Here is an 18,654-nt window from a genome sequence, read left to right as displayed (position 1 = left end):
ATAAAACGCGCCGCTCTGCGGGACTACCTGCCGAGCCTGACCCCACACACGTGTCGACACGGTATCCTGGGTGCTCGCAAGAGTTGGATATCGGGACGCGTGGAGGCCTAACCCGACTTATCTGAGGAACTCTCATGTCTCAAGTCACTATGCGCGATATGCTGAAGGCCGGTGTGCACTTCGGCCACCAGACCCGTTACTGGAACCCGAAGATGAATAAGTACATCTTTGGCGCGCGCAACAAGATCCATATCATCAACCTTGAGAAAACCCTGCCGATGTTCAACGACGCTCTGCGTTTCGTTGAGAAGCTGGCTGCAGGCAAGAACAAAATTCTGTTCGTTGGCACCAAGCGTTCCGCTGGCAAGATCGTTCGCGAAGAAGCTGCTCGTTGTGGCTCGCCGTACGTCGATCATCGCTGGTTGGGCGGCATGCTGACCAACTACAAGACCATTCGCGCCTCGATCAAGCGTCTGCGTGAGCTGGAAACCCAGGCTCAGGACGGGACCTTCGAGAAGCTGACCAAGAAAGAAGCGCTGATGCGTACTCGCGATCTGGAAAAGCTGGATCGTAGCCTCGGCGGCATCAAGGACATGGGCGGCCTGCCGGACGCCATGTTCGTTGTTGACGTTGATCACGAGCGCATTGCTATCTCCGAAGCCAACAAGCTGGGTATTCCGGTTATCGGCATCGTTGATACCAACAGCAGCCCGGAAGGCGTCGACTACATCATCCCTGGTAATGATGACGCCATCCGTGCCGTGCAACTCTATCTCGGCTCCATGGCGGACGCTGTGCTGCGTGGTCGTCAGAACAACGCTGGCGGTGCTGACGAGTTCGTCGAAGAGGCAGCTGCCGAGGCCGCTCAAGGCTGAGCGCATCTGTCGCCTAGCTGATACCCGTTGAACAGAAAGGGGGCTATGCCCCCTTTTTGCCAATTCCGAATTGATCGCCCGAGTGAGGGCATGATCGACAATCGAATCGAGAGGATTTGCGAACATGGCAGAGATCACTGCAGCCCTGGTTAAAGAACTGCGCGAGCGCACTGGCCAAGGCATGATGGATTGCAAAAAGGCACTCACCGCTGCTGGTGGCGACATCGAGAAAGCCATTGATGACATGCGTGCTGCGGGTGCCATCAAGGCAGCCAAGAAGGCTGGCAACATTGCTGCAGAAGGCGCTATTGCGGTTAAGGTTGCTGATGACAACAAGCGTGCCGTGATTATCGAAGTCAACTCGCAGACCGACTTTCTGGCCCTGCAGGACGACTTCAAGAATTTCGTCAGCAACAGCGTCGAGAAGGCTTTTGCCGAGAAGATGACCGATGCTGCGCCGCTGGTTGCAGCTCAGGAAGCTGATCGTGAAGCGCTGGTTGCCAAGTGCGGAGAGAACGTCAATATCCGCCGCCTGACTACCGTTGAGGCGGATCTGGTAGGTGCTTATCTGCACGGTCACCGCATCGGTGTGCTCGTTGCGCTGAAGGGTGGTAGCGTTGAGCTGGCGAAGGAAATCGCCATGCACGTCGCTGCTAGCAACCCGCAGTTCCTGGATCCGTCGCAGGTCTCCGAAGAGGCTGTTGCAAAGGAAAAGGAAATCTTCCTGGCATTGAACGAAGACAAGATCAAAGGCAAGCCGGCCGAAATCGTCGAGAAGATGGTTGCAGGCCGTATCAGCAAGTTTCTTGCTGAAGCCAGCCTGGTCGAACAGGCCTTCGTCAAGGATCCGGACGTCAAGGTTGGTGAGCTGGCTAAGAAGGCTGGTGCCGAAATCGTTTCCTTCGTGCGTTACGAAGTAGGTGAAGGCATCGAGCGCGCCGAGGTCGACTTTGCTGCTGAAGTCGCCGCTCAGGTAGCTGCCACCAAGCAATAAGACGCTTCTGCTGTCCTCAAAGAGGCTGCCCGCTTACGCGCGCGGCCTCTTTGTCGGATTGGAGGGTTGAAATGTTTTTCGCCAACGCGACGGTCACCGCTTGGCACCAACGCGATACTGCGCTGTCATAGCGCAGACATTTTTTTCGGCTGCAGGCCAGCCTAGTCATACAAACGCCGCAGGAGAGACAACGCCAATGGCTCAGCAGATGAGTGCACGCAATCCTCGCTATAAACGCATTCTGCTCAAATTAAGCGGCGAGGCCCTTATGGGGTCCGAGGACTTTGGCATCGATCCCAAGGTGCTCGATCGCATGGCCTTGGAGGTTGGGCAGCTAGTGGGCATTGGCGTAGAGGTTGGCCTGGTCATTGGCGGCGGCAACCTCTTCCGTGGTGCTGCGCTGTCTGCTGCGGGCATGGACCGTGTAACTGGCGACCACATGGGTATGCTCGCTACGGTCATGAATTCCCTGGCCATGCGTGATGCCCTGGAGCGCTCAAACATCCCCGCACTGGTCATGTCGGCGATTTCGATGGTCGGTGTTACTGACCATTACGACCGCCGCAAGGCGATGCGTCACCTGAAGAGCGGCGAAGTGGTGATCTTCTCCGCGGGCACCGGCAATCCGTTCTTTACCACCGATTCGGCCGCCTGCCTGCGTGCCATCGAGATTCATGCCGATGTGGTGCTCAAGGCCACCAAGGTTGACGGTGTTTATACGGCGGACCCATTCAAGGATCCGAATGCCGAAAAGTTCGAACAGCTGACTTATGATGATGTGCTTGACCGCAAGCTGGGCGTCATGGACCTGACCGCCATCTGCCTGTGCCGCGACCACAACATGCCGCTGCGGGTGTTCAATATGAACAAGCCCGGTGCTCTGCTCAATATTGTGCTTGGCGGCGCCGAAGGAACCCTGATCGAGGAGCAGTATCAATGATCAACGAGATCAAGCAAGACGCACAGGAACGCATGAAGAAAACCCTGGAATCGCTGGGGCACGCGTTCGCCAAGATTCGTACCGGTCGTGCTCATCCGAGTATTCTCGACGGCGTTATGGTGTCTTATTACGGCAGTGACACGCCTCTGCGCCAGATAGCCAACGTAACCGCGGAAGACTCGCGCACTCTGGCCCTTACGGTCTTTGATCGAGGCATGATTCAGGCAGTCGAAAAGGCGATCATGACTTCCGATCTCGGCCTGAATCCCGCCACGGCTGGCACTACCATCCGCGTGCCGATGCCTGCGCTTACTGAAGAGACCCGCAAGGGGTACACCAAACAGGCGCGTTCGGAGGCCGAGAATGCTCGTGTCGCCGTGCGCAATATCCGTCGCGATGCCATTGCCCAGTTGAAGGATCTGGTAAAGGAGAAGGAAATCAGCGAAGACGAGGAACGACGCGGACAGGACGACGTTCAAAAGCTGACCGACAAGTACGTTGCGGAAATCGACAAGGCGCTTGAAGGTAAGGAAAACGACCTGATGGCTGTTTGATGTCGCTGTACCGGACTTCGTCCGTACTGCACACGTCGGAGTGCGCCGAGCCAAGCAGGTTCCGGCGCGAGGGGCTAACCAGTCGTATCCCCGGAAGCTGCCGCTGGCGGTTTCTCCCATTGTTCGCAGCGTGATTGAGCGCAGGTAGAGTCGTTTCATGGATAAGGTCAGGCAGATTGCCGGGCGGAATGTACCCCGTCATGTCGCAGTCATCATGGATGGTAACAATCGCTGGGCGAAGCGTCGTCTCTTGCCCGGCGTGGCTGGGCACAAGGCCGGTGTCGATGCGGTGCGAGCCGTTATCGAGGTCTGCGCTGAGGCAGGTGTTGAGGTGCTGACGCTGTTTGCCTTTTCCAGTGAGAACTGGCAAAGGCCTGCTGAAGAGGTTGGGGCTCTGATGGAGCTCTTTCTGACTGCTCTACGCCGCGAAGCGCGCAAGCTCAATGAAAATGGCATCAGCTTGCGAATCATTGGTGATCGCTCTCGCTTTCATCCGGAGTTGCAGGCAGCAATGCTTGAGGCTGAGAGGATGACCGCGGGAGCAGGCCGTTTCGTGCTTCAAGTGGCTGCCAACTATGGCGGCCAATGGGACATACTCCAAGCCGCACAGCGATTGGCTCACGAAGCGCAGGAGGGTCGTCTGAATCCGGATGAGGTCACGCCTGCCGTCTTTCAGCGCTATCTGGCAACTGGTGACATGCCTCCGCCGGACCTCTGCATTCGTACCGGAGGTGAGCGGCGCATCAGCAATTTCCTTTTATGGCAGCTGGCTTACGCTGAGTTGTATTTCTCGGACCTGTTTTGGCCCGATTTCAAGCACGACGCAATGCGTACTGCATTGGCCGATTTCGCCAAGCGTCAACGGCGTTTCGGTAAGACCGGGGATCAGGTAGAAATAGAGGTACGAGCTGAATGCTGAAGCATCGCATCATCACGGCAGCCATCCTTCTTCCGATCGCACTGATTGGGTTTTTTCTTCTTGAAGGTCTCGCTTTTGCGCTGTTCATTGGCCTTGTCGTCGTGCTTGGGGGCTGGGAGTGGGCGCGTCTGGCAGGTTTCGAGGCTCAGGTGGTCCGGGTTCTTTATGCAGCGGCGGTCGCTCTGATGCTTGCTGGGTTGTATTCAGTTCCCGCTCTGGCGTCATGGTTGCTAGCGATCAGTGTGGTCTGGTGGCTGGCGGCTGCGGCGTTGGTGGTCAGCTATCCCAGAAGTCAGCGGCACTGGGGTGGGCGTGCCGGCAGCCTGCTTATCGGATTGTTGATTCTGTTGCCCGCCTGGCAGGGTCTGGTTTTGCTAAAACAGTGGCCGCAGGGCAATTGGCTGATCGTTGCTGTGATGGTACTGGTCTGGGGTGCTGATATCGGTGCCTATGCGGCGGGCAAAACCTTTGGTCGTCGCAAGCTCGCTCCGCAGGTCAGTCCGGGCAAGAGTTGGGAGGGGATGATTGGTGGATTGGTTACCAGCCTGCTGATTACGTTTTCTGTAGGTCTCTATCAGTCCTGGTCCACACGTGAGCTAGTGCTCGCTATGTTGGGTGCGGCTCTGGTAGTGGTCATTTCCGTTGTTGGTGATCTGACCGAAAGCATGTTCAAGCGCAGCTCTGGTATCAAGGACAGCAGCCAGCTGCTTCCAGGGCACGGTGGCGTGATGGATCGTATCGACAGCTTGACCGCTGCGGTACCCGTATTCACGGTTCTGCTATGGCTCGCCGGTTGGGGTGCATGGTGAGTGGCCCGCTGCAGGTAACAATTCTTGGCGCGACGGGTTCCATCGGGTTGAACACGCTTGATGTCATCGCCCGTCATCCCGAGCGTTACCGGGCTTTTGCACTTACTGCATTCAGTCGCATCGCCGAGTTGCGTGAGCTGTGCCGACTGCACCATCCCCGGTATGCCGTAGTGGCTGATAGCAGCAGGGCTCGTGTGCTGCAGGAGCAACTCGACAGCGATAGCATCAAAACTCGGGTGCTGGTAGGTGAGGGTGGTCTGAGTGAGGTTGCAGCGCATCCCGAGGTCGATGTGGTCATGGCCGCGATTGTTGGTGCGGCCGGTTTGCGTCCGACGCTCTCGGCGGTTCAAGCCAGCAAGCGGGTCCTGTTAGCGAACAAAGAAGCGTTGGTCATGTCCGGCGCGCTGTTCATGCAGGCGCTGCATGACAGCGAGGCAGTGTTGCTGCCCATCGACAGCGAGCACAACGCCATCTTCCAGTGTCTGCCTGGCAATTATGCAGCCGGCCTGAGCCGTGTCGGCGTCCGGCGAATTATGCTTACCGCCTCAGGTGGGCCGTTCCGTCAACTGCCTCTGGAGCAGCTCGCTGCTGTGTCTGCTGATCAGGCCTGTGCTCATCCGAACTGGTCCATGGGTCGCAAGATTTCGGTCGATTCGGCGAGCATGATGAACAAGGGGCTTGAGCTCATCGAGGCTTGCTGGCTGTTCGATGCTCGCCCGGATCAGGTCGAGGTCGTGATTCACCCGCAAAGCGTCATCCACTCGATGGTCGATTACGTCGACGGTTCGGTCTTGGCGCAGCTGGGTAACCCCGACATGCGCACACCTATTGCACATGCGTTGGCCTGGCCGGAGCGGATCGACTCAGGCGTGTCCGCCCTCGACCTGCTTCAGGTGGCCCGTCTGGATTTCGAGGCCCCCGACCAGCACAGATTTCCGTGTCTTCGGATCGCCCGCCAAGCCGCTCAGGACGGCGGAACGGCGCCTGCGATGCTCAATGCCGCAAATGAGGTGGCTGTGGATGCTTTCTTGAACGGCCGCATTCGCTTCACTGAAATCGCGAGTATTATCGAGGACGTTCTCGATCAGGAGGCTTCGGTTCCGGCTCGTTGCCTTGCTGACGTGTTTGCCGCCGATACGCAGGCTCGCAAGCTTGCTTCGAGCTGGTTGCAAACCCGCGATCGATAGTGATCAAAAGTCCCAACTTGGCTGTGACGCTCCGGCATTGATCGGGCTGACAGGCTGCTAAAAGACCTTTCGAGGCAGAGGAAATATGGGCGCGCTGTACATGATCATTGGCACCCTCGTGGCGCTGGGTGTACTGGTAACCTTCCACGAGTTTGGGCATTTCTGGGTAGCTCGTCGTTGCGGCGTCAAGGTTCTGCGCTTCTCGGTAGGCTTTGGTCGGCCGTTGTTGCGCTGGCATGACCGCCAGGGTACCGAGTTCGTTCTCGCTGCGATCCCTCTTGGCGGCTACGTCAAGATGCTCGATGAGCGCGAGGGCGACGTACCGCCCGCTCTGCTGGAGCAGGCCTTCAACCGCAAAACCGTAAAGCAGCGTTTCGCCATTGTGTCGGCTGGGCCGTTAGCCAACTTTCTGCTTGCCCTGGTGTTCTTCTGGGCGTTGGCCATGCTGGGCACCGAGCAGGTCCGTCCGGTTGTGGGCGCGGTAGAGGTCGGTAGCCTTGCTGAGCGGGCAGGGCTGATGCCAGGGCAGGAAATCGTCGAAATCAACGGCAAGCCAACGGCTGGTTGGGCTGAGGTCAACTTGCAGCTCATCCGGCGACTAGGTGAAAGCGGCTCGCTGGAGATGTTGGTGCGTGGCGTTGATGGTGATCAGCCGCAACGGCTGCAGCTGGAGCTGACGGATTGGCTGAAAGGCGCCGAAGAACCTGACCCGATCGGTTCGCTGGGCATTCGCCCTTGGCGTCCGGAAATCGCACCGGTGGTTGCCCAGCTGGATCCGGAAGGGCCGGCTCAGGCTGCTGGTGTTCAACTAGGGGATCGTTTGGTCAGTCTTGATGGAGAGGTGCTGACCGAATGGCAAGCAGTAATAGATCGGGTCAAGCCGCTGGCCGGACGGGCAGTGTTACTGGGGGTCGAGCGTGACGGCCAGCAGATTGAACTGCCCCTGACGCTGGCTGAGCGTGGTGATGGGGATAAGCGTCGGGGTTATCTTGGTGCTGGCGTTGCGGGGGGGGAATGGCCACCGGAAATGTTGCGTCAGGTCAGTCATGGTCCCGTCGAAGCTGTCGGTGAAGGGCTTCGTCGCACATGGACAATGAGCGTTCTGACACTGGATTCGCTTAGGAAAATGCTGTTCGGGGAGCTCTCGGTAAAAAACTTGAGCGGTCCGATAACCATTGCTAAAGTGGCGGGCGCTTCTGCACAGTCGGGCGTGGGCGACTTCCTGAATTTCCTCGCCTACCTGAGCATAAGTCTTGGGGTACTCAATCTATTGCCTATCCCTGTCCTGGATGGAGGGCACCTGCTCTTCTACTTGGTCGAGTGGGTCCGTGGACGTCCCTTGTCGGACAGGGTCCAGGGTTGGGGAGTACAGATCGGTATCAGCCTGGTTGTTGGGGTGATGCTGCTTGCGCTGGTCAACGACCTTGGCCGCCTTTAACCGCCATATACCTTGATGTCGCCGCGCCACGCGCAGGTTCAATTATCAGGTTTGAAAAGAAAGGACTTCATGAAACGTCTGCTGCTACCTGCGGTAATTTCCGCACTGATGATTGCCGAAGTTCACGCCGAGTCCTTCACTATTTCCGATATACGCGTCAACGGGCTGCAGCGTGTCTCTGCTGGCAGTGTCTTTGGCGCGTTGCCGCTTAATGTCGGTCAGGCAGCTGACGACAGTCGGCTGGTCGATGCAACCCGAGCGTTGTTTCGCACTGGTTTTTTTGAAGACATCCAGCTCGGCCGTGAGGGCGATGTGCTGGTAATCAACGTAGTCGAGCGCCCGTCGATCTCTGGCATCGAAATCGATGGTAACAAGGCAATCAAGACCGAAGACCTGCTTTCCGGTCTCCAGCAGTCAGGCCTCGCCGAAGGTGAAATCTTCCAGCGCGCCACGCTCGAAGGTGTGCGCAACGAGTTGCAGCGGCAGTATGTTGCGCAGGGTCGCTACTCGGCCACGATCGAAACTGAGGTTGTTCCGCAGCCTCGCAACCGCGTCGCGTTGAAGATCAACATCAACGAAGGCTCCGTCGCTGCAATCAAGCATATCAACGTCGTGGGTAACTCCGTGTTTCCTGACGAAGACCTCTCCGACCTGTTCGAGTTGAAGACCAGTAACTGGTTGTCGTTCTTCCGCAACGACGACAAGTACGCGCGGGAGAAGCTGTCCGGTGATCTTGAGCGTCTGCGCTCCTATTACCTGGATCGCGGCTATATCAACATGGACATCACCTCTACCCAGGTGTCCATCACGCCAGACAAGAAAGACGTCTATATCACGGTAAACATCGCTGAAGGCGACCGCTATACCGTCAGTGACGTTAAATTGAGCGGCGATTTGAAAGTGCCCCTAGAAGAGCTGCAATCCTTGCTGTTGGCAAAGGAAGGGCAGGTCTTCTCGCGAAAGGTGATGACTACCACCTCGGAGCTGATCACTCGCCGCTTGGGCAATGAGGGCTATACCTTCGCCAACGTCAACGGCGTGCCGGAAACCAACGACGAGGACAACACTGTATCGATTACCTTCGTGGTCGATCCGGGCAAGCGTGCATATGTCAATCGCATCAACTTCCGCGGCAACACCAAGACCGAAGACGAGGTGTTGCGACGCGAGATGCGCCAAATGGAAGGCGGGTGGGCATCGACCTATCTGATCGACCAGTCCAAGACTCGTCTCGAACGTTTGGGCTTCTTCAAGGAAGTGAACGTCGAGACGCCGCAGGTCCCAGGCACCGACGACCAGATCGATGTGAATTACAGCGTCGAGGAACAGCCATCTGGCTCGATTATGGCGAGCATCGGATTTGCGCAGAATGCGGGTCTGATTCTCGGCGGGTCGATCAGTCAGAACAACTTCCTGGGCACCGGTAATCGTGTCAGCGTAGGCCTCACACGCAGCGAGTACCAGTCGCGCTACAACTTCGGATTTGTGGATCCCTACTGGACCGAAGACGGCGTAAGCCTTGGCTACAACGCTTTCTATCGAACCACCGACTACGACGAGTTGGACTACGACGTTTCAAGCTACTCGGTCGACAGTCTGGGTGGCGGTGTGAACATTGGCTATCCGATCAGCGAGACTTCGAGGCTTTCGTTTGGTCTGTCCGCGCAACAGGACACGATCGACAGTGGACGCTACACGGTTGATGAGATTTTCGATTTCATCGAGCAGGAAGGCGACAGTTATCTCAACTTCAAGGCTTCAGTCGGTTGGTCTGAGTCGACGTTGAACCGTGGCGTTCTGGCAACCCGGGGTCATTCACAGAGCCTGTCACTGGAGACCACCATTCCAGGCAGCGACCTGTCGTTCTATAAACTCGATTACAACGCTCAGCTGTTCGTGCCGGTTACCAAGACCTACACCATGCGGCTGCATACGCAGCTGGGCTATGGGGACGCCTATGGCTCGACATCACGGCTGCCGTTTTATGAGCACTACTATGCCGGTGGCTTCAACTCCGTCCGTGGTTTCGAGGACAGCAGTCTCGGGCCGCGCAGCACGCCGAGCCGTGGCGAGCCTGTAACCGGGAATGAGGGCACCATTGCCGACCCTGATCAGGATGCGCTGCCCTACGGTGGTAACGTGTTGATCCAGGGCGGAATGGAACTGCTATTTCCGATGCCGTTCGTCAAGGATCAACGCTCGTTGCGCACCTCGGTGTTCTGGGACGTAGGTAACGTCTACGATACGAATTGTCCGTCGGGCTCGGCTAAATGCAGCGATATCGATATCGGCGACATGGCCAGCTCGGTCGGTGTCGGTCTGACCTGGATCACTGCTATGGGACCGCTGAGTTTCAGCCTGGCGATGCCAGTAATGAAGCCGGACGAAGCGGATACTCAGGTCTTCCAGTTCTCCCTGGGCCAAACCTTTTAATCATCTGGAGCCATGCTCCGGCGCATTCCTGAAGAGTGGTATATACCGTGCGTAAGTTGACCCAATTGCTTGTCATTGCCGCTGCTCTAGTGGCGACCCCCGCATTTGCTGAAATGAAAATAGCGGTGATGAACTATCAGATGGCTCTGCTCGAATCGGACGCAGCCAAGCGCTACTCGGTCGACGCAGAGAAGAAGTTCGGCCCACAGCTGGAGAAGCTCAAAGGACTGGAGAGCGACGCCAAGCGCATTCAGGACCGTCTGGGCAAAGACGGCGATAAGATGCAGCAGGCTGAACGTGAGCGTCTTGAGCTTGAATTCAAGCAAAAGGCCCGCGACTTCCAGTTTCTGTCGAAGGAGCTGAACGAGTCTAAAGCCTCCGCTGATCGTGACATGCTCAAGCAGCTCAAGCCAAAGCTGGACAAGGCAGTCGAAGAGGTCATCAAAAAGGGTGACTATGATCTGGTGCTCGAGCGTGGCGCGGTGGTTGATGTCAAGCCGCAGTACGACATCACCCGCCAGGTCATTGAGCGCATGAATCAGCTGCGCTAATGATCAGAGTGGCTTATACGCTCGGCGATCTGGCCGAACGGCTCGGTGCCGACCTGCGCGGCGATGGCTCGCTGCAAGTGTCAGGTCTCGCGACGTTGCAGGATGCTGGCCCTGAGCATTTGAGCTTTCTGGCCAATGCGCAGTACCGGAAATTTCTGGCCGCGACGAGAGCGGGCGGCGTGCTGCTTACCGCCAAGGATGCTGATGGCTACACCGGTGCCGCATTGGTTGTAGCCAACCCATATCTTGCCTATGCACGCCTCTCGCATCTGTTTGAGAGGCGCCCACTGGCGCCCATCGGTATTCACCCCACTGCAGTTGTTGATCCCAGTGCCTCGGTTGATCCCTCGGCGCGTATTGGAGCGCAGGTGGTGATTGAGGCAGATGCCTGGGTGGGCCCCGGTGTGGAGATCGGAGCACAATCCCTTGTCGGTGCACGAAGTCGCATAGGCGCGGGAGGGCGGCTCGCTGCTCGCGTCACCCTTTGTCACGACGTAATCATCGGCGAACGCGTGGTCATTCAGCCCGGTGCGGTGATCGGAGGTGAAGGGTTCGGCTTCGCCAATGAGCAGGGCAGTTGGGAAAAGATTGCTCAGCTCGGTGGCGTGCGTATCGGTGATGACGTCGAGATTGGCGCCAATACCACCATCGACCGAGGTGCCATATCGGATACGGTTATAGGCAATGGCGTCAAGCTGGATAACCAGATCATGATCGCGCATAACGTACAGATCGGTGATAACACTGCCATGGCAGGCTGTTCCGGCATTTCCGGTAGCACGAAGGTTGGTCGTAACTGCATGATTGCGGGCGGCGCTGGGCTCGTTGGGCATATCGAGGTCTGCGATAACGTGTTCATCACCGGCATGACCATGGTCACGCGGTCGATCACCGAGCCGGGAAGCTATTCTTCTGGAACGGCCATGCAGCCTGCCGCGGAATGGCGCAAGAGTGCTGCTCGGATTCGGCACCTTGACGACATGGCGCGCCGGCTGCAGCAGGTAGAAAAGCGCTTGGCATCCGTGACCCCGCAAGGGGATACGGCTTCTGATGGCTGACCATACCGTCTGATCGCTCCTTTCAGAAGGCATTTGCCAGCGGGTCGCTCGGCTATATGGCTGTGCAGACTCCCATTCTCCTTACGGGCTTTTTTTCCAAATGATGGATATCAACGAGATACGCGAATACCTTCCCCACCGGTACCCCTTTCTGCTGGTTGACCGGGTGGTGGAGTTAGACACGGATGCCAAGCGTATTCGCGGCTACAAGAATGTCACCATCAACGAACCATTCTTCAACGGCCACTTCCCGCAACATCCGATCATGCCTGGCGTATTGATCATTGAAGCCATGGCCCAAACGGCGGGACTGCTTGGTTTCAAGATGATGGGTGCGAAGCCAGCCGATGGCACGCTGTACTTTTTCGTTGGCTCGGACAAGCTGCGTTTCCGTCAACCCGTCGTGCCGGGCGACCAGTTGACGCTCGAGGCATCTTTCATCAGCGCCAAGCGCGGAATCTGGAAGTTCGATTGCCGCGCCAGTGTTGACGGTAAGCCGGTATGCTCGGCGGAAATCATTTGTGCGGAACAGAAGATATGAGTTTGGTCGACCCTCGCGCCATCGTCGATCCTGCGGCCCGGCTGGCGGATGACGTTCAGGTCGGCCCGTGGTCGATCATCGGCCCGGATGTCGAAATAGGCGAGGGTACCGTGATCGCGTCTCACGTGGTCATTAAGGGGCCGACCCGTATCGGCCGGCACAATCGAATCTTCCAGTTTTCCTCTGTGGGTGAAGATACCCCCGACCTCAAATACAAGGGTGAGCCTACCCGCCTTGTGATTGGTGATCACAATGTGATCCGCGAAGGGGTGACCATTCATCGCGGCACCGTGCAGGATCGAGGCGAGACCACGCTCGGTGACCACAACCTGATCATGGCCTATGCGCACATTGGCCATGACAGCGTCATCGCCAATCATTGCATCCTGGTCAATAACACAGCGCTGGCTGGCCATGTGCATGTGGGTGACTGGGCGATCCTGTCCGGATACACCCTTGTCCATCAGTATTGCCACATCGGTGCTTACAGCTTTTCCGGCATGGGCACGGCCATAGGCAAAGACGTTCCCGCGTTCGTGACGGTATTTGGCAACCCGGCCGAAGCGCGCAGCATGAACTTCGAAGGCATGCGTCGCCGGGGCTTCAGCACCGAAGCCATCATGGCACTGCGCAATGCTTATAAAGTCGTCTATCGCAAGGGATTGACGGTAGAGGCTGCACTGACTGCGCTCGAGGTGGATGCCCAGGCATTTCCTGAGGTAGCGCTGTTTAGAGACTCAGTGCGGGCTTCGAACCGCGGTATCACCCGCTGATATGTCAAAACCTCTAAAAGTTGCGTTGGTTGCTGGCGAAGCGTCTGGCGACATTCTTGGCGCCGGATTGATGCAAGCGCTGAAGGTGCAGCATCCGATGGTCGAATTCGTTGGCGTGGGCGGCCCTCGAATGGAGGCGCAGGGGCTTAAATCCTATTTTCCGCAAGAACGCCTGGCTGTCATGGGGTTGGTTGAGGTGCTCGGGCGCCTACCGGAACTGCTCGGGCGACGCAAACGACTGCTCAAGACCTTGCTTGAAGTATGTCCCGATGTGTTTATCGGAATTGACGCGCCGGATTTCAATCTGGACCTGGCGCTTAAATTGCGGCGTGCTGGTATCAGGACGGTGCATTACGTCAGCCCTTCGGTCTGGGCATGGCGTCAAAAGCGTGTGTTGAAAATCCGTGAAGCCTGCGACCTGATGCTGACGCTGTTTCCCTTCGAGGCGAAGTTTTACGACGACCATCAGGTGGCGGTGCGTTTTGTAGGTCACCCACTGGCCGACACTATCCCATTAGTAGCTGATCGAGCCGAGGCGCGGGCTCTATTGAATCTGCCGCAGGACGGGCTGGTCGTGGCGTTGATGCCCGGTAGTCGGGGCGGAGAGGTGGCTCGCCTTGGCGAACTGTTCCTGGCCGCAGCCGATCGATTGCGCTCGATGCGTCCGGGGATTCGTTTCGTGGTGCCCTGTGCCAGTCCCGAGCGGCGAGCTCAGTTGGAACAGATGCTGACAGGACGGGACCTGCCGCTGACGTTGCTCGACGGTCGTTCCCATGAGGCGTTGGCCGCCTGCAATGCAGTGCTGATCGCCTCTGGCACCGCAACGCTCGAGGCCTTGCTATACAAGCGGCCCATGGTGGTGGCATACAGCGTTGCACCGCTGACGTTTCGGATCCTCAAGCGCCTGGTTAAAAGCCCGTATGTGGCCTTGCCTAATTTGTTGGCCCAGCGACTACTTGTCCCTGAGTTGCTTCAGGACGCTGCGACTCCAGACGCAATGGCTCAGCTGTTGTCGCCATTGCTGGATAACGGCGACAGGCAGACCGACGGGTTTGATGCGATTCACCGTACGCTGCGTTGCGATGCCTCGAGCCAGGCGGCCGATGCAGTGCTTGAACTGATAGGCGCGCGCTGATGCAAATCGGGCTGGATTTCAATCTGGTTGAAGAGCTGGTCGCTGGCGTCGATGAAGTGGGCCGTGGGCCGCTGTGTGGACCCGTGGTTACTGCAGCGGTGATCCTTGACCCCTTGCGTCCGATCGAGGGCTTGAACGATTCGAAGAAGCTCACCGAGGCGCGCCGCGAGGCGTTATTCGATGAGATTTGCGAGAAAGCGATGGCTTGGTGCATTGCTCGCGCCGAGGTGCATGAGATCGATCAGCTGAACATCCTTCATGCCACCATGCTGGCCATGCAGCGTGCAGTCGAAGGGCTCAGCGTCAGACCTCGATTGGCTTTGATCGACGGTAATCGGTGCCCCCAGCTTGCGGTGCCGAGCGCACCGGTCATACAGGGCGATGCACAGGTACCCGCAATTGCCGCTGCATCGATTCTGGCCAAGGTCAGCCGGGATCGGGAAATGTGTGCGCTGGACCTGTGCTATCCCGGTTATGGGCTTTCCGCTCATAAAGGCTATCCAACGCCGCATCACCTCGACGCCCTGCGGCGTCTCGGCCCGACCATCATCCATCGCCGTTCCTTCGCGCCTGTGCGCAACCTCCTGGAGCAAGGCGGCGCCGTGGTTGAGCGCGTGACCGCCGAAGCGGCTAGCCTGCTAGGCTGATCTTCGCCGGCATTCCTCAGTCTATCGAGGCGTGCTTTCCGCTGATCCACAAGCGGTTAAACGCCGTCTTAATCGGCTGCGGCTTTCCGGTACAATTCGCGGCTTGTCGTTTCGCCAGTCCAAGGTTCGTTCATGCCCGTCTCCTTCGTCCACCTCCGTCTGCACACTGAATATTCTCTGGTTGACGGACTGGTGCGCGTCAAACCGTTGGTGAAGTCGGTAGCAAGCGCAGGAATGCCAGCGGTGGCGGTCACGGACCAGAGCAACATGTGCTCGCTGGTCAAGTTCTACAAGGCAGCACAAGGCGCGGGGATCAAGCCGATCTGTGGTGCCGATATCTGGCTGGCCAGCCGCGATGAAGATGGACCGCTCAGCCGCTTGACCTTGCTGGCGATGAACAGCCAGGGATATCGCAACCTGACTGAACTGGTTTCGCGCGGTTGGACAGAAGGTCAGCGTAACGATCAGATCATCATTGAGCGCGACTGGGTCAAAGGCGCGGCAGATGGTTTGATTGCATTGTCGGGCGCCAAGGAAGGGGAGATCGGCCATGCGCTGCTCGATGGCGAAGAAGCCTTGGCTGAGGCGTTGCTGGATGAGTGGAGGCAAACCTTTCCGCAGCGTTTCTATCTTGAAGTACAGCGTACGAGCCGCGTCAACGACGAAGAACATCTGCATGCGGCGGTGGTATTGGCGCAGCGCTGCAGTGTTCCGCTTGTGGCTACCAACGACGTGCGCTTTCTCAAACAAGAAGATTTTGAAGCCCACGAAACGCGCGTGTGTATCGGTGAGAGCCGCACCCTCGACGACTCGCGGCGGCCGCGCAATTACTCAGATCAGCAGTATCTGAAGACGCCTGAGGAGATGTGGGAGCTGTTCAGCGATCTGCCAGAGGCGTTGGAGAACACCGTAGAGATCGCCCGGCGCTGCAACATTGAAGTGCAGCTCGGTACCTACTTCCTGCCCGATTTTCCGGTGCCGGATGGCATGACCATGGACGAATATTTCCGCAAGGTATCGTTCGATGGGCTCGATGAGCGGCTCGAGGTGCTGCTGCCCAAGGACACGCCGGACTATGAGGCGAAAAAGCAGGTTTACATCGACCGGCTGAATTTCGAGCTCGACATCATCATTCAGATGGGCTTCCCCGGCTACTTCCTTATCGTCATGGACTTCATCCAGTGGGCGAAGAGTAATGGCGTGCCGGTTGGGCCTGGGCGGGGGTCGGGTGCGGGGTCGCTGGTGGCCTACGTGCAGAAGATCACCGATCTCGATCCGCTGGCCTACGACCTGCTGTTCGAACGTTTTCTTAACCCGGAGCGGGTCTCCATGCCCGACTTCGACGTCGACTTCTGCATGGATGGCCGTGACCGGGTCATCGACTACGTGGCGGAGAAGTACGGCCGCAACGCGGTCAGCCAGATCATTACCTTCGGCACCATGGCAGCCAAGGCCGTGGTGCGTGACGTGGCGCGGGTGCAGGGTAAGTCTTACGGCCTGGCTGATCGACTGTCGAAGATGATTCCCTTCGAAGTCGGTATGACTCTGGCGAAAGCCTACGAAATGGAAGAGCCGCTCCGGGATTTCCTGGCCGTCGACGAAGACGCCCGGGAAATCTGGGACATGGCGCTCAAGCTCGAAGGGATCACGCGCGGTACCGGCAAGCACGCCGGCGGAGTGGTCATCGCGCCCACCAAGCTCACAGATTTTGCACCTATCGCCTGCGATGACGAAGGCGGCAGCCTGGTGACTCAGTTCGACAAGGATGACGTCGAGCAGGCGGGCCTGGTCAAGTTTGACTTCCTTGGCCTGCGTACCCTGACCATCATCAAGTGGGCGCTGGAAACCATCAACCGCGAGCAGGCGCGCAAGGGGCTCGATCCGGTCAACATTGATTTCATCCCGCTGGACGACAAGCCGACCTATTCGTTGCTGCAAAAAGCCGAGACGACCGCAGTCTTCCAGCTTGAATCGCGCGGGATGAAAGAGCTGATCAAAAAGCTCAAGCCGGACTGCCTGGAAGACCTCATCGCTCTGGTGGCGCTGTTCCGACCTGGCCCGCTGCAGTCGGGCATGGTTGACGACTTCATCAACCGTAAGCACGGCCGGGCAGAAATTTCCTACCCGCATACGGATTACCAGTATGAGGGCCTCAAGCCGGTGCTGGCTCCCACCTACGGCATCATCCTGTATCAGGAGCAGGTGATGCAGATTGCGCAGGTCATGGGCGGCTATACCCTTGGCCAGGCGGATATGCTGCGTCGCGCCATGGGTAAGAAAAAGCCCGAGGAAATGGCCAAGCAGCGCGGCGGCTTCATCGAAGGCTGTGCCAACAACGGCATCGACGCTGATCTGGCCGGTAACATTTTTGACCTCGTCGAGAAGTTTGCCGGCTACGGCTTCAACAAATCTCACTCGGCGGCCTATGGCCTGGTTTCGTACCAGACCGCCTGGCTCAAGGCGCATCACCCGTCGCCTTTCATGGCAGCGGTTCTCTCGGCGGACATGCACAACACCGACAAAGTGGTCACGCTGATCGAAGAATGCCGCAGCATGAAGCTGCGCATCGACGCGCCTGATGTGAACAACTCCGAGTTCAAGTTCACGGTCAGTGACGATGGTCGGATCATTTACGGGCTTGGCGCGATCAAAGGCGTCGGTGAGGGCCCGGTCGAAGCCATTTGTGAATGTCGCAAGGAAGGTGGGCCGTTCAAGGACCTGTTCGATTTCTGCAGCCGGGTCGATCTCAAGCGAATCAACAAGCGCACCCTCGAAGCCCTGATCCGTGGAGGCGCGCTGGATCGCCTTGGGCCATATTTCTCAGATGAGCCGAAAGCCTACCAGGCCAATATCGATCGCAATCGGGCGGTGCTGCTCTCGGCAATGGAAGAGGCGATCCAGGCAGCAGAGCAGACGGCACGCAGCCTCGACAGCGGCCATGCGGACCTGTTTGGGGGCTTGTTTGCTGAGCCCGAAGCAGATGTCTATGCGAACCATCGCAAAGCTCGCGAGTTGTCCTTGAAGGAGCGTCTGAAAGGCGAGAAGGACACCCTTGGCCTCTACCTTACCGGGCATCCAATCGATGAATACGAAGGCGAGGTCCGCCGCTTTGCTCGTCAGCGCATTATCGATCTGCGTCCTGCTCGGGGCGAGCAAACTGTAGCCGGGCTGATCGTCAACCTACGGGTCATGAAGAACAAGAAAGGCGACAAGATGGGCTTTATTACCCTGGACGATCGCTCGGGGCGGATCGAAGCCTCGCTGTTCGCCGAAGCCTTCAACAGCGCTCAGGCGTTACTGCAGACCGATGCTCTGGTGGTGGTAGAGGGCGAAGTCAGTAATGATGATTTCTCGGGAGGATTGCGCCTGCGAGCCAAGCGGGTCATGAGTCTGGAGGAGGCCCGAACAGGGTTGGCCGAAAGTCTGCGAGTCAAAGTGGCCAGCGATGCGCTAAAAGGCGATCGGGTCCGTTGGTTGGCCGATGTTTGCGGTCGTCATCGCGGCGCCTGTCCGATTACGCTGGAGTACATCGGCGCTGATGCCCGGGCTCTGTTGCAGTTCGGCGAAGGTTGGCGAATCGACCCTGCTGACAACTTGATTCAGGCATTGCGTGACCAGTTCGGGCGCGACAACGTCTTTCTGCAATACCGATAGTGGGACCCGCCGATGGGTGCACCTTTGCAGGTGCGAGAACCATCGGCGTCCTGAACCGGCCTGATCTCTGATCGGGTCATGATTTTGAACATTTTGTTCGACCTGAATGCGTCCGTCCCGTAAGGTAGGGCGCAAAAAACGGAACA

16 protein-coding genes are annotated in these 18,654 nt (G+C 58.0%); all 16 read left to right on the top strand.

Features of this window, described 5'->3' with window-relative positions; all coding sequences use genetic code 11:
- Positions 1–134 precede the first annotated feature (134 nt).
- A complete protein-coding gene (rpsB, locus tag ALTERO38_RS13845; protein ID WP_102834894.1) occupies positions 135–875 on the top strand; it encodes a 30S ribosomal protein S2 in 741 nt (246 codons plus the stop codon).
- Between the two features lie 124 nt (positions 876–999).
- Positions 1,000–1,869 (top strand): translation elongation factor Ts, encoded by an 870-nt coding sequence (gene tsf, locus ALTERO38_RS13840; protein ID WP_102834893.1) that lies wholly within the window; start codon positions 1,000–1,002, stop codon positions 1,867–1,869.
- A 196-nt stretch (positions 1,870–2,065) separates the two neighbouring features.
- Positions 2,066–2,809 carry a UMP kinase gene (gene pyrH / locus ALTERO38_RS13835; RefSeq protein ID WP_045429014.1) on the top strand — a complete coding sequence of 248 codons (744 nt, stop codon included), beginning with the start codon at positions 2,066–2,068 and terminating at the stop codon, positions 2,807–2,809.
- Entirely contained in the window at positions 2,806–3,363 is a 558-nt protein-coding gene (frr, locus tag ALTERO38_RS13830; protein ID WP_025240920.1) for a ribosome recycling factor, read from the top strand. Before pyrH ends, frr begins: the two co-directional genes overlap by 4 nt.
- 157 nt (positions 3,364–3,520) lie before the next feature.
- On the top strand, positions 3,521–4,282 hold the full coding sequence (gene uppS, locus ALTERO38_RS13825) for a polyprenyl diphosphate synthase (protein ID WP_102834891.1): 762 nt from the start codon (positions 3,521–3,523) through the stop codon (positions 4,280–4,282).
- Positions 4,276–5,091: a phosphatidate cytidylyltransferase gene (locus ALTERO38_RS13820; protein WP_159968723.1), complete on the top strand. Its 816-nt coding sequence runs from the start codon at positions 4,276–4,278 to the stop codon at positions 5,089–5,091. Before uppS ends, ALTERO38_RS13820 begins: the two co-directional genes overlap by 7 nt.
- Positions 5,064–6,278 (top strand): 1-deoxy-D-xylulose-5-phosphate reductoisomerase, encoded by a 1,215-nt coding sequence (gene ispC / locus ALTERO38_RS13815; RefSeq protein ID WP_256663901.1) that lies wholly within the window; start codon positions 5,064–5,066, stop codon positions 6,276–6,278. Before ALTERO38_RS13820 ends, ispC begins: the two co-directional genes overlap by 28 nt.
- Positions 6,279–6,363: 85 nt before the next feature.
- A complete protein-coding gene (gene rseP, locus ALTERO38_RS13810) occupies positions 6,364–7,716 on the top strand; it encodes an RIP metalloprotease RseP (protein ID WP_148924629.1) in 1,353 nt (450 codons plus the stop codon).
- A 69-nt stretch (positions 7,717–7,785) separates the two neighbouring features.
- Positions 7,786–10,149, top strand: coding sequence for an outer membrane protein assembly factor BamA (gene bamA, locus ALTERO38_RS13805; RefSeq protein WP_159968722.1), 2,364 nt, complete (start codon positions 7,786–7,788; stop codon positions 10,147–10,149).
- Between the two features lie 47 nt (positions 10,150–10,196).
- The gene (locus ALTERO38_RS13800; protein WP_102835037.1) at positions 10,197–10,700 is read left to right on the top strand and encodes an OmpH family outer membrane protein; all 504 of its coding nucleotides are present in this window, start codon (positions 10,197–10,199) and stop codon (positions 10,698–10,700) included.
- The gene (lpxD, locus tag ALTERO38_RS13795) at positions 10,700–11,758 is read left to right on the top strand and encodes a UDP-3-O-(3-hydroxymyristoyl)glucosamine N-acyltransferase (RefSeq protein ID WP_148924630.1); all 1,059 of its coding nucleotides are present in this window, start codon (positions 10,700–10,702) and stop codon (positions 11,756–11,758) included. Before ALTERO38_RS13800 ends, lpxD begins: the two co-directional genes overlap by 1 nt.
- Before the next feature lie 100 nt (positions 11,759–11,858).
- Positions 11,859–12,299 carry a 3-hydroxyacyl-ACP dehydratase FabZ gene (gene fabZ, locus ALTERO38_RS13790; RefSeq protein ID WP_148924631.1) on the top strand — a complete coding sequence of 147 codons (441 nt, stop codon included), beginning with the start codon at positions 11,859–11,861 and terminating at the stop codon, positions 12,297–12,299.
- Positions 12,296–13,072 (top strand): acyl-ACP--UDP-N-acetylglucosamine O-acyltransferase, encoded by a 777-nt coding sequence (gene lpxA / locus ALTERO38_RS13785; protein ID WP_148924632.1) that lies wholly within the window; start codon positions 12,296–12,298, stop codon positions 13,070–13,072. The genes fabZ and lpxA overlap by 4 nt, the downstream gene beginning before the upstream one ends.
- 1 nt (position 13,073) lies before the next feature.
- On the top strand, positions 13,074–14,207 hold the full coding sequence (gene lpxB, locus ALTERO38_RS13780) for a lipid-A-disaccharide synthase (protein WP_148924633.1): 1,134 nt from the start codon (positions 13,074–13,076) through the stop codon (positions 14,205–14,207).
- Positions 14,207–14,854, top strand: a complete 648-nt coding sequence (gene rnhB / locus ALTERO38_RS13775) for a ribonuclease HII (RefSeq protein ID WP_148924634.1) — start codon at positions 14,207–14,209, stop codon at positions 14,852–14,854. Before lpxB ends, rnhB begins: the two co-directional genes overlap by 1 nt.
- Positions 14,855–14,986: 132 nt before the next feature.
- Complete coding sequence (gene dnaE / locus ALTERO38_RS13770) at positions 14,987–18,508, top strand: DNA polymerase III subunit alpha (RefSeq protein ID WP_148924635.1); 3,522 nt, start codon at positions 14,987–14,989, stop codon at positions 18,506–18,508.
- Positions 18,509–18,654 lie beyond the last annotated feature (146 nt).

The sequence above is a fragment of the Pseudomonas sp. 9Ag genome (genome assembly GCF_902506445.1).
Lineage (GTDB): Bacteria > Pseudomonadota > Gammaproteobacteria > Pseudomonadales > Pseudomonadaceae > Stutzerimonas > Stutzerimonas stutzeri_AB.
The sequence above is the reverse complement of the archived record's forward strand: the minus strand, read 5'-3'. Positions and strand labels throughout refer to the sequence as shown.

Bases quoted from the DNA above. Each gene is read 5' to 3' on its own strand.
- rpsB (WP_102834894.1), top strand. From the start codon at position 135: ATGTCTCAAGTCACTATGCGCGATATGCTGAAGGCCGGTGTGCACTTC.
- tsf (WP_102834893.1), top strand. From the start codon at position 1,000: ATGGCAGAGATCACTGCAGCCCTGGTTAAAGAACTGCGCGAGCGCACT.
- pyrH (WP_045429014.1), top strand. From the start codon at position 2,066: ATGGCTCAGCAGATGAGTGCACGCAATCCTCGCTATAAACGCATTCTG.
- frr (WP_025240920.1), top strand. From the start codon at position 2,806: ATGATCAACGAGATCAAGCAAGACGCACAGGAACGCATGAAGAAAACC.
- uppS (WP_102834891.1), top strand. From the start codon at position 3,521: ATGGATAAGGTCAGGCAGATTGCCGGGCGGAATGTACCCCGTCATGTC.
- ALTERO38_RS13820 (WP_159968723.1), top strand. From the start codon at position 4,276: ATGCTGAAGCATCGCATCATCACGGCAGCCATCCTTCTTCCGATCGCA.
- ispC (WP_256663901.1), top strand. From the start codon at position 5,064: ATGGCTCGCCGGTTGGGGTGCATGGTGAGTGGCCCGCTGCAGGTAACA.
- rseP (WP_148924629.1), top strand. From the start codon at position 6,364: ATGGGCGCGCTGTACATGATCATTGGCACCCTCGTGGCGCTGGGTGTA.
- bamA (WP_159968722.1), top strand. From the start codon at position 7,786: ATGAAACGTCTGCTGCTACCTGCGGTAATTTCCGCACTGATGATTGCC.
- lpxD (WP_148924630.1), top strand. From the start codon at position 10,700: ATGATCAGAGTGGCTTATACGCTCGGCGATCTGGCCGAACGGCTCGGT.
- fabZ (WP_148924631.1), top strand. From the start codon at position 11,859: ATGATGGATATCAACGAGATACGCGAATACCTTCCCCACCGGTACCCC.
- lpxA (WP_148924632.1), top strand. From the start codon at position 12,296: ATGAGTTTGGTCGACCCTCGCGCCATCGTCGATCCTGCGGCCCGGCTG.
- lpxB (WP_148924633.1), top strand. From the start codon at position 13,074: ATGTCAAAACCTCTAAAAGTTGCGTTGGTTGCTGGCGAAGCGTCTGGC.
- rnhB (WP_148924634.1), top strand. From the start codon at position 14,207: ATGCAAATCGGGCTGGATTTCAATCTGGTTGAAGAGCTGGTCGCTGGC.
- dnaE (WP_148924635.1), top strand. From the start codon at position 14,987: ATGCCCGTCTCCTTCGTCCACCTCCGTCTGCACACTGAATATTCTCTG.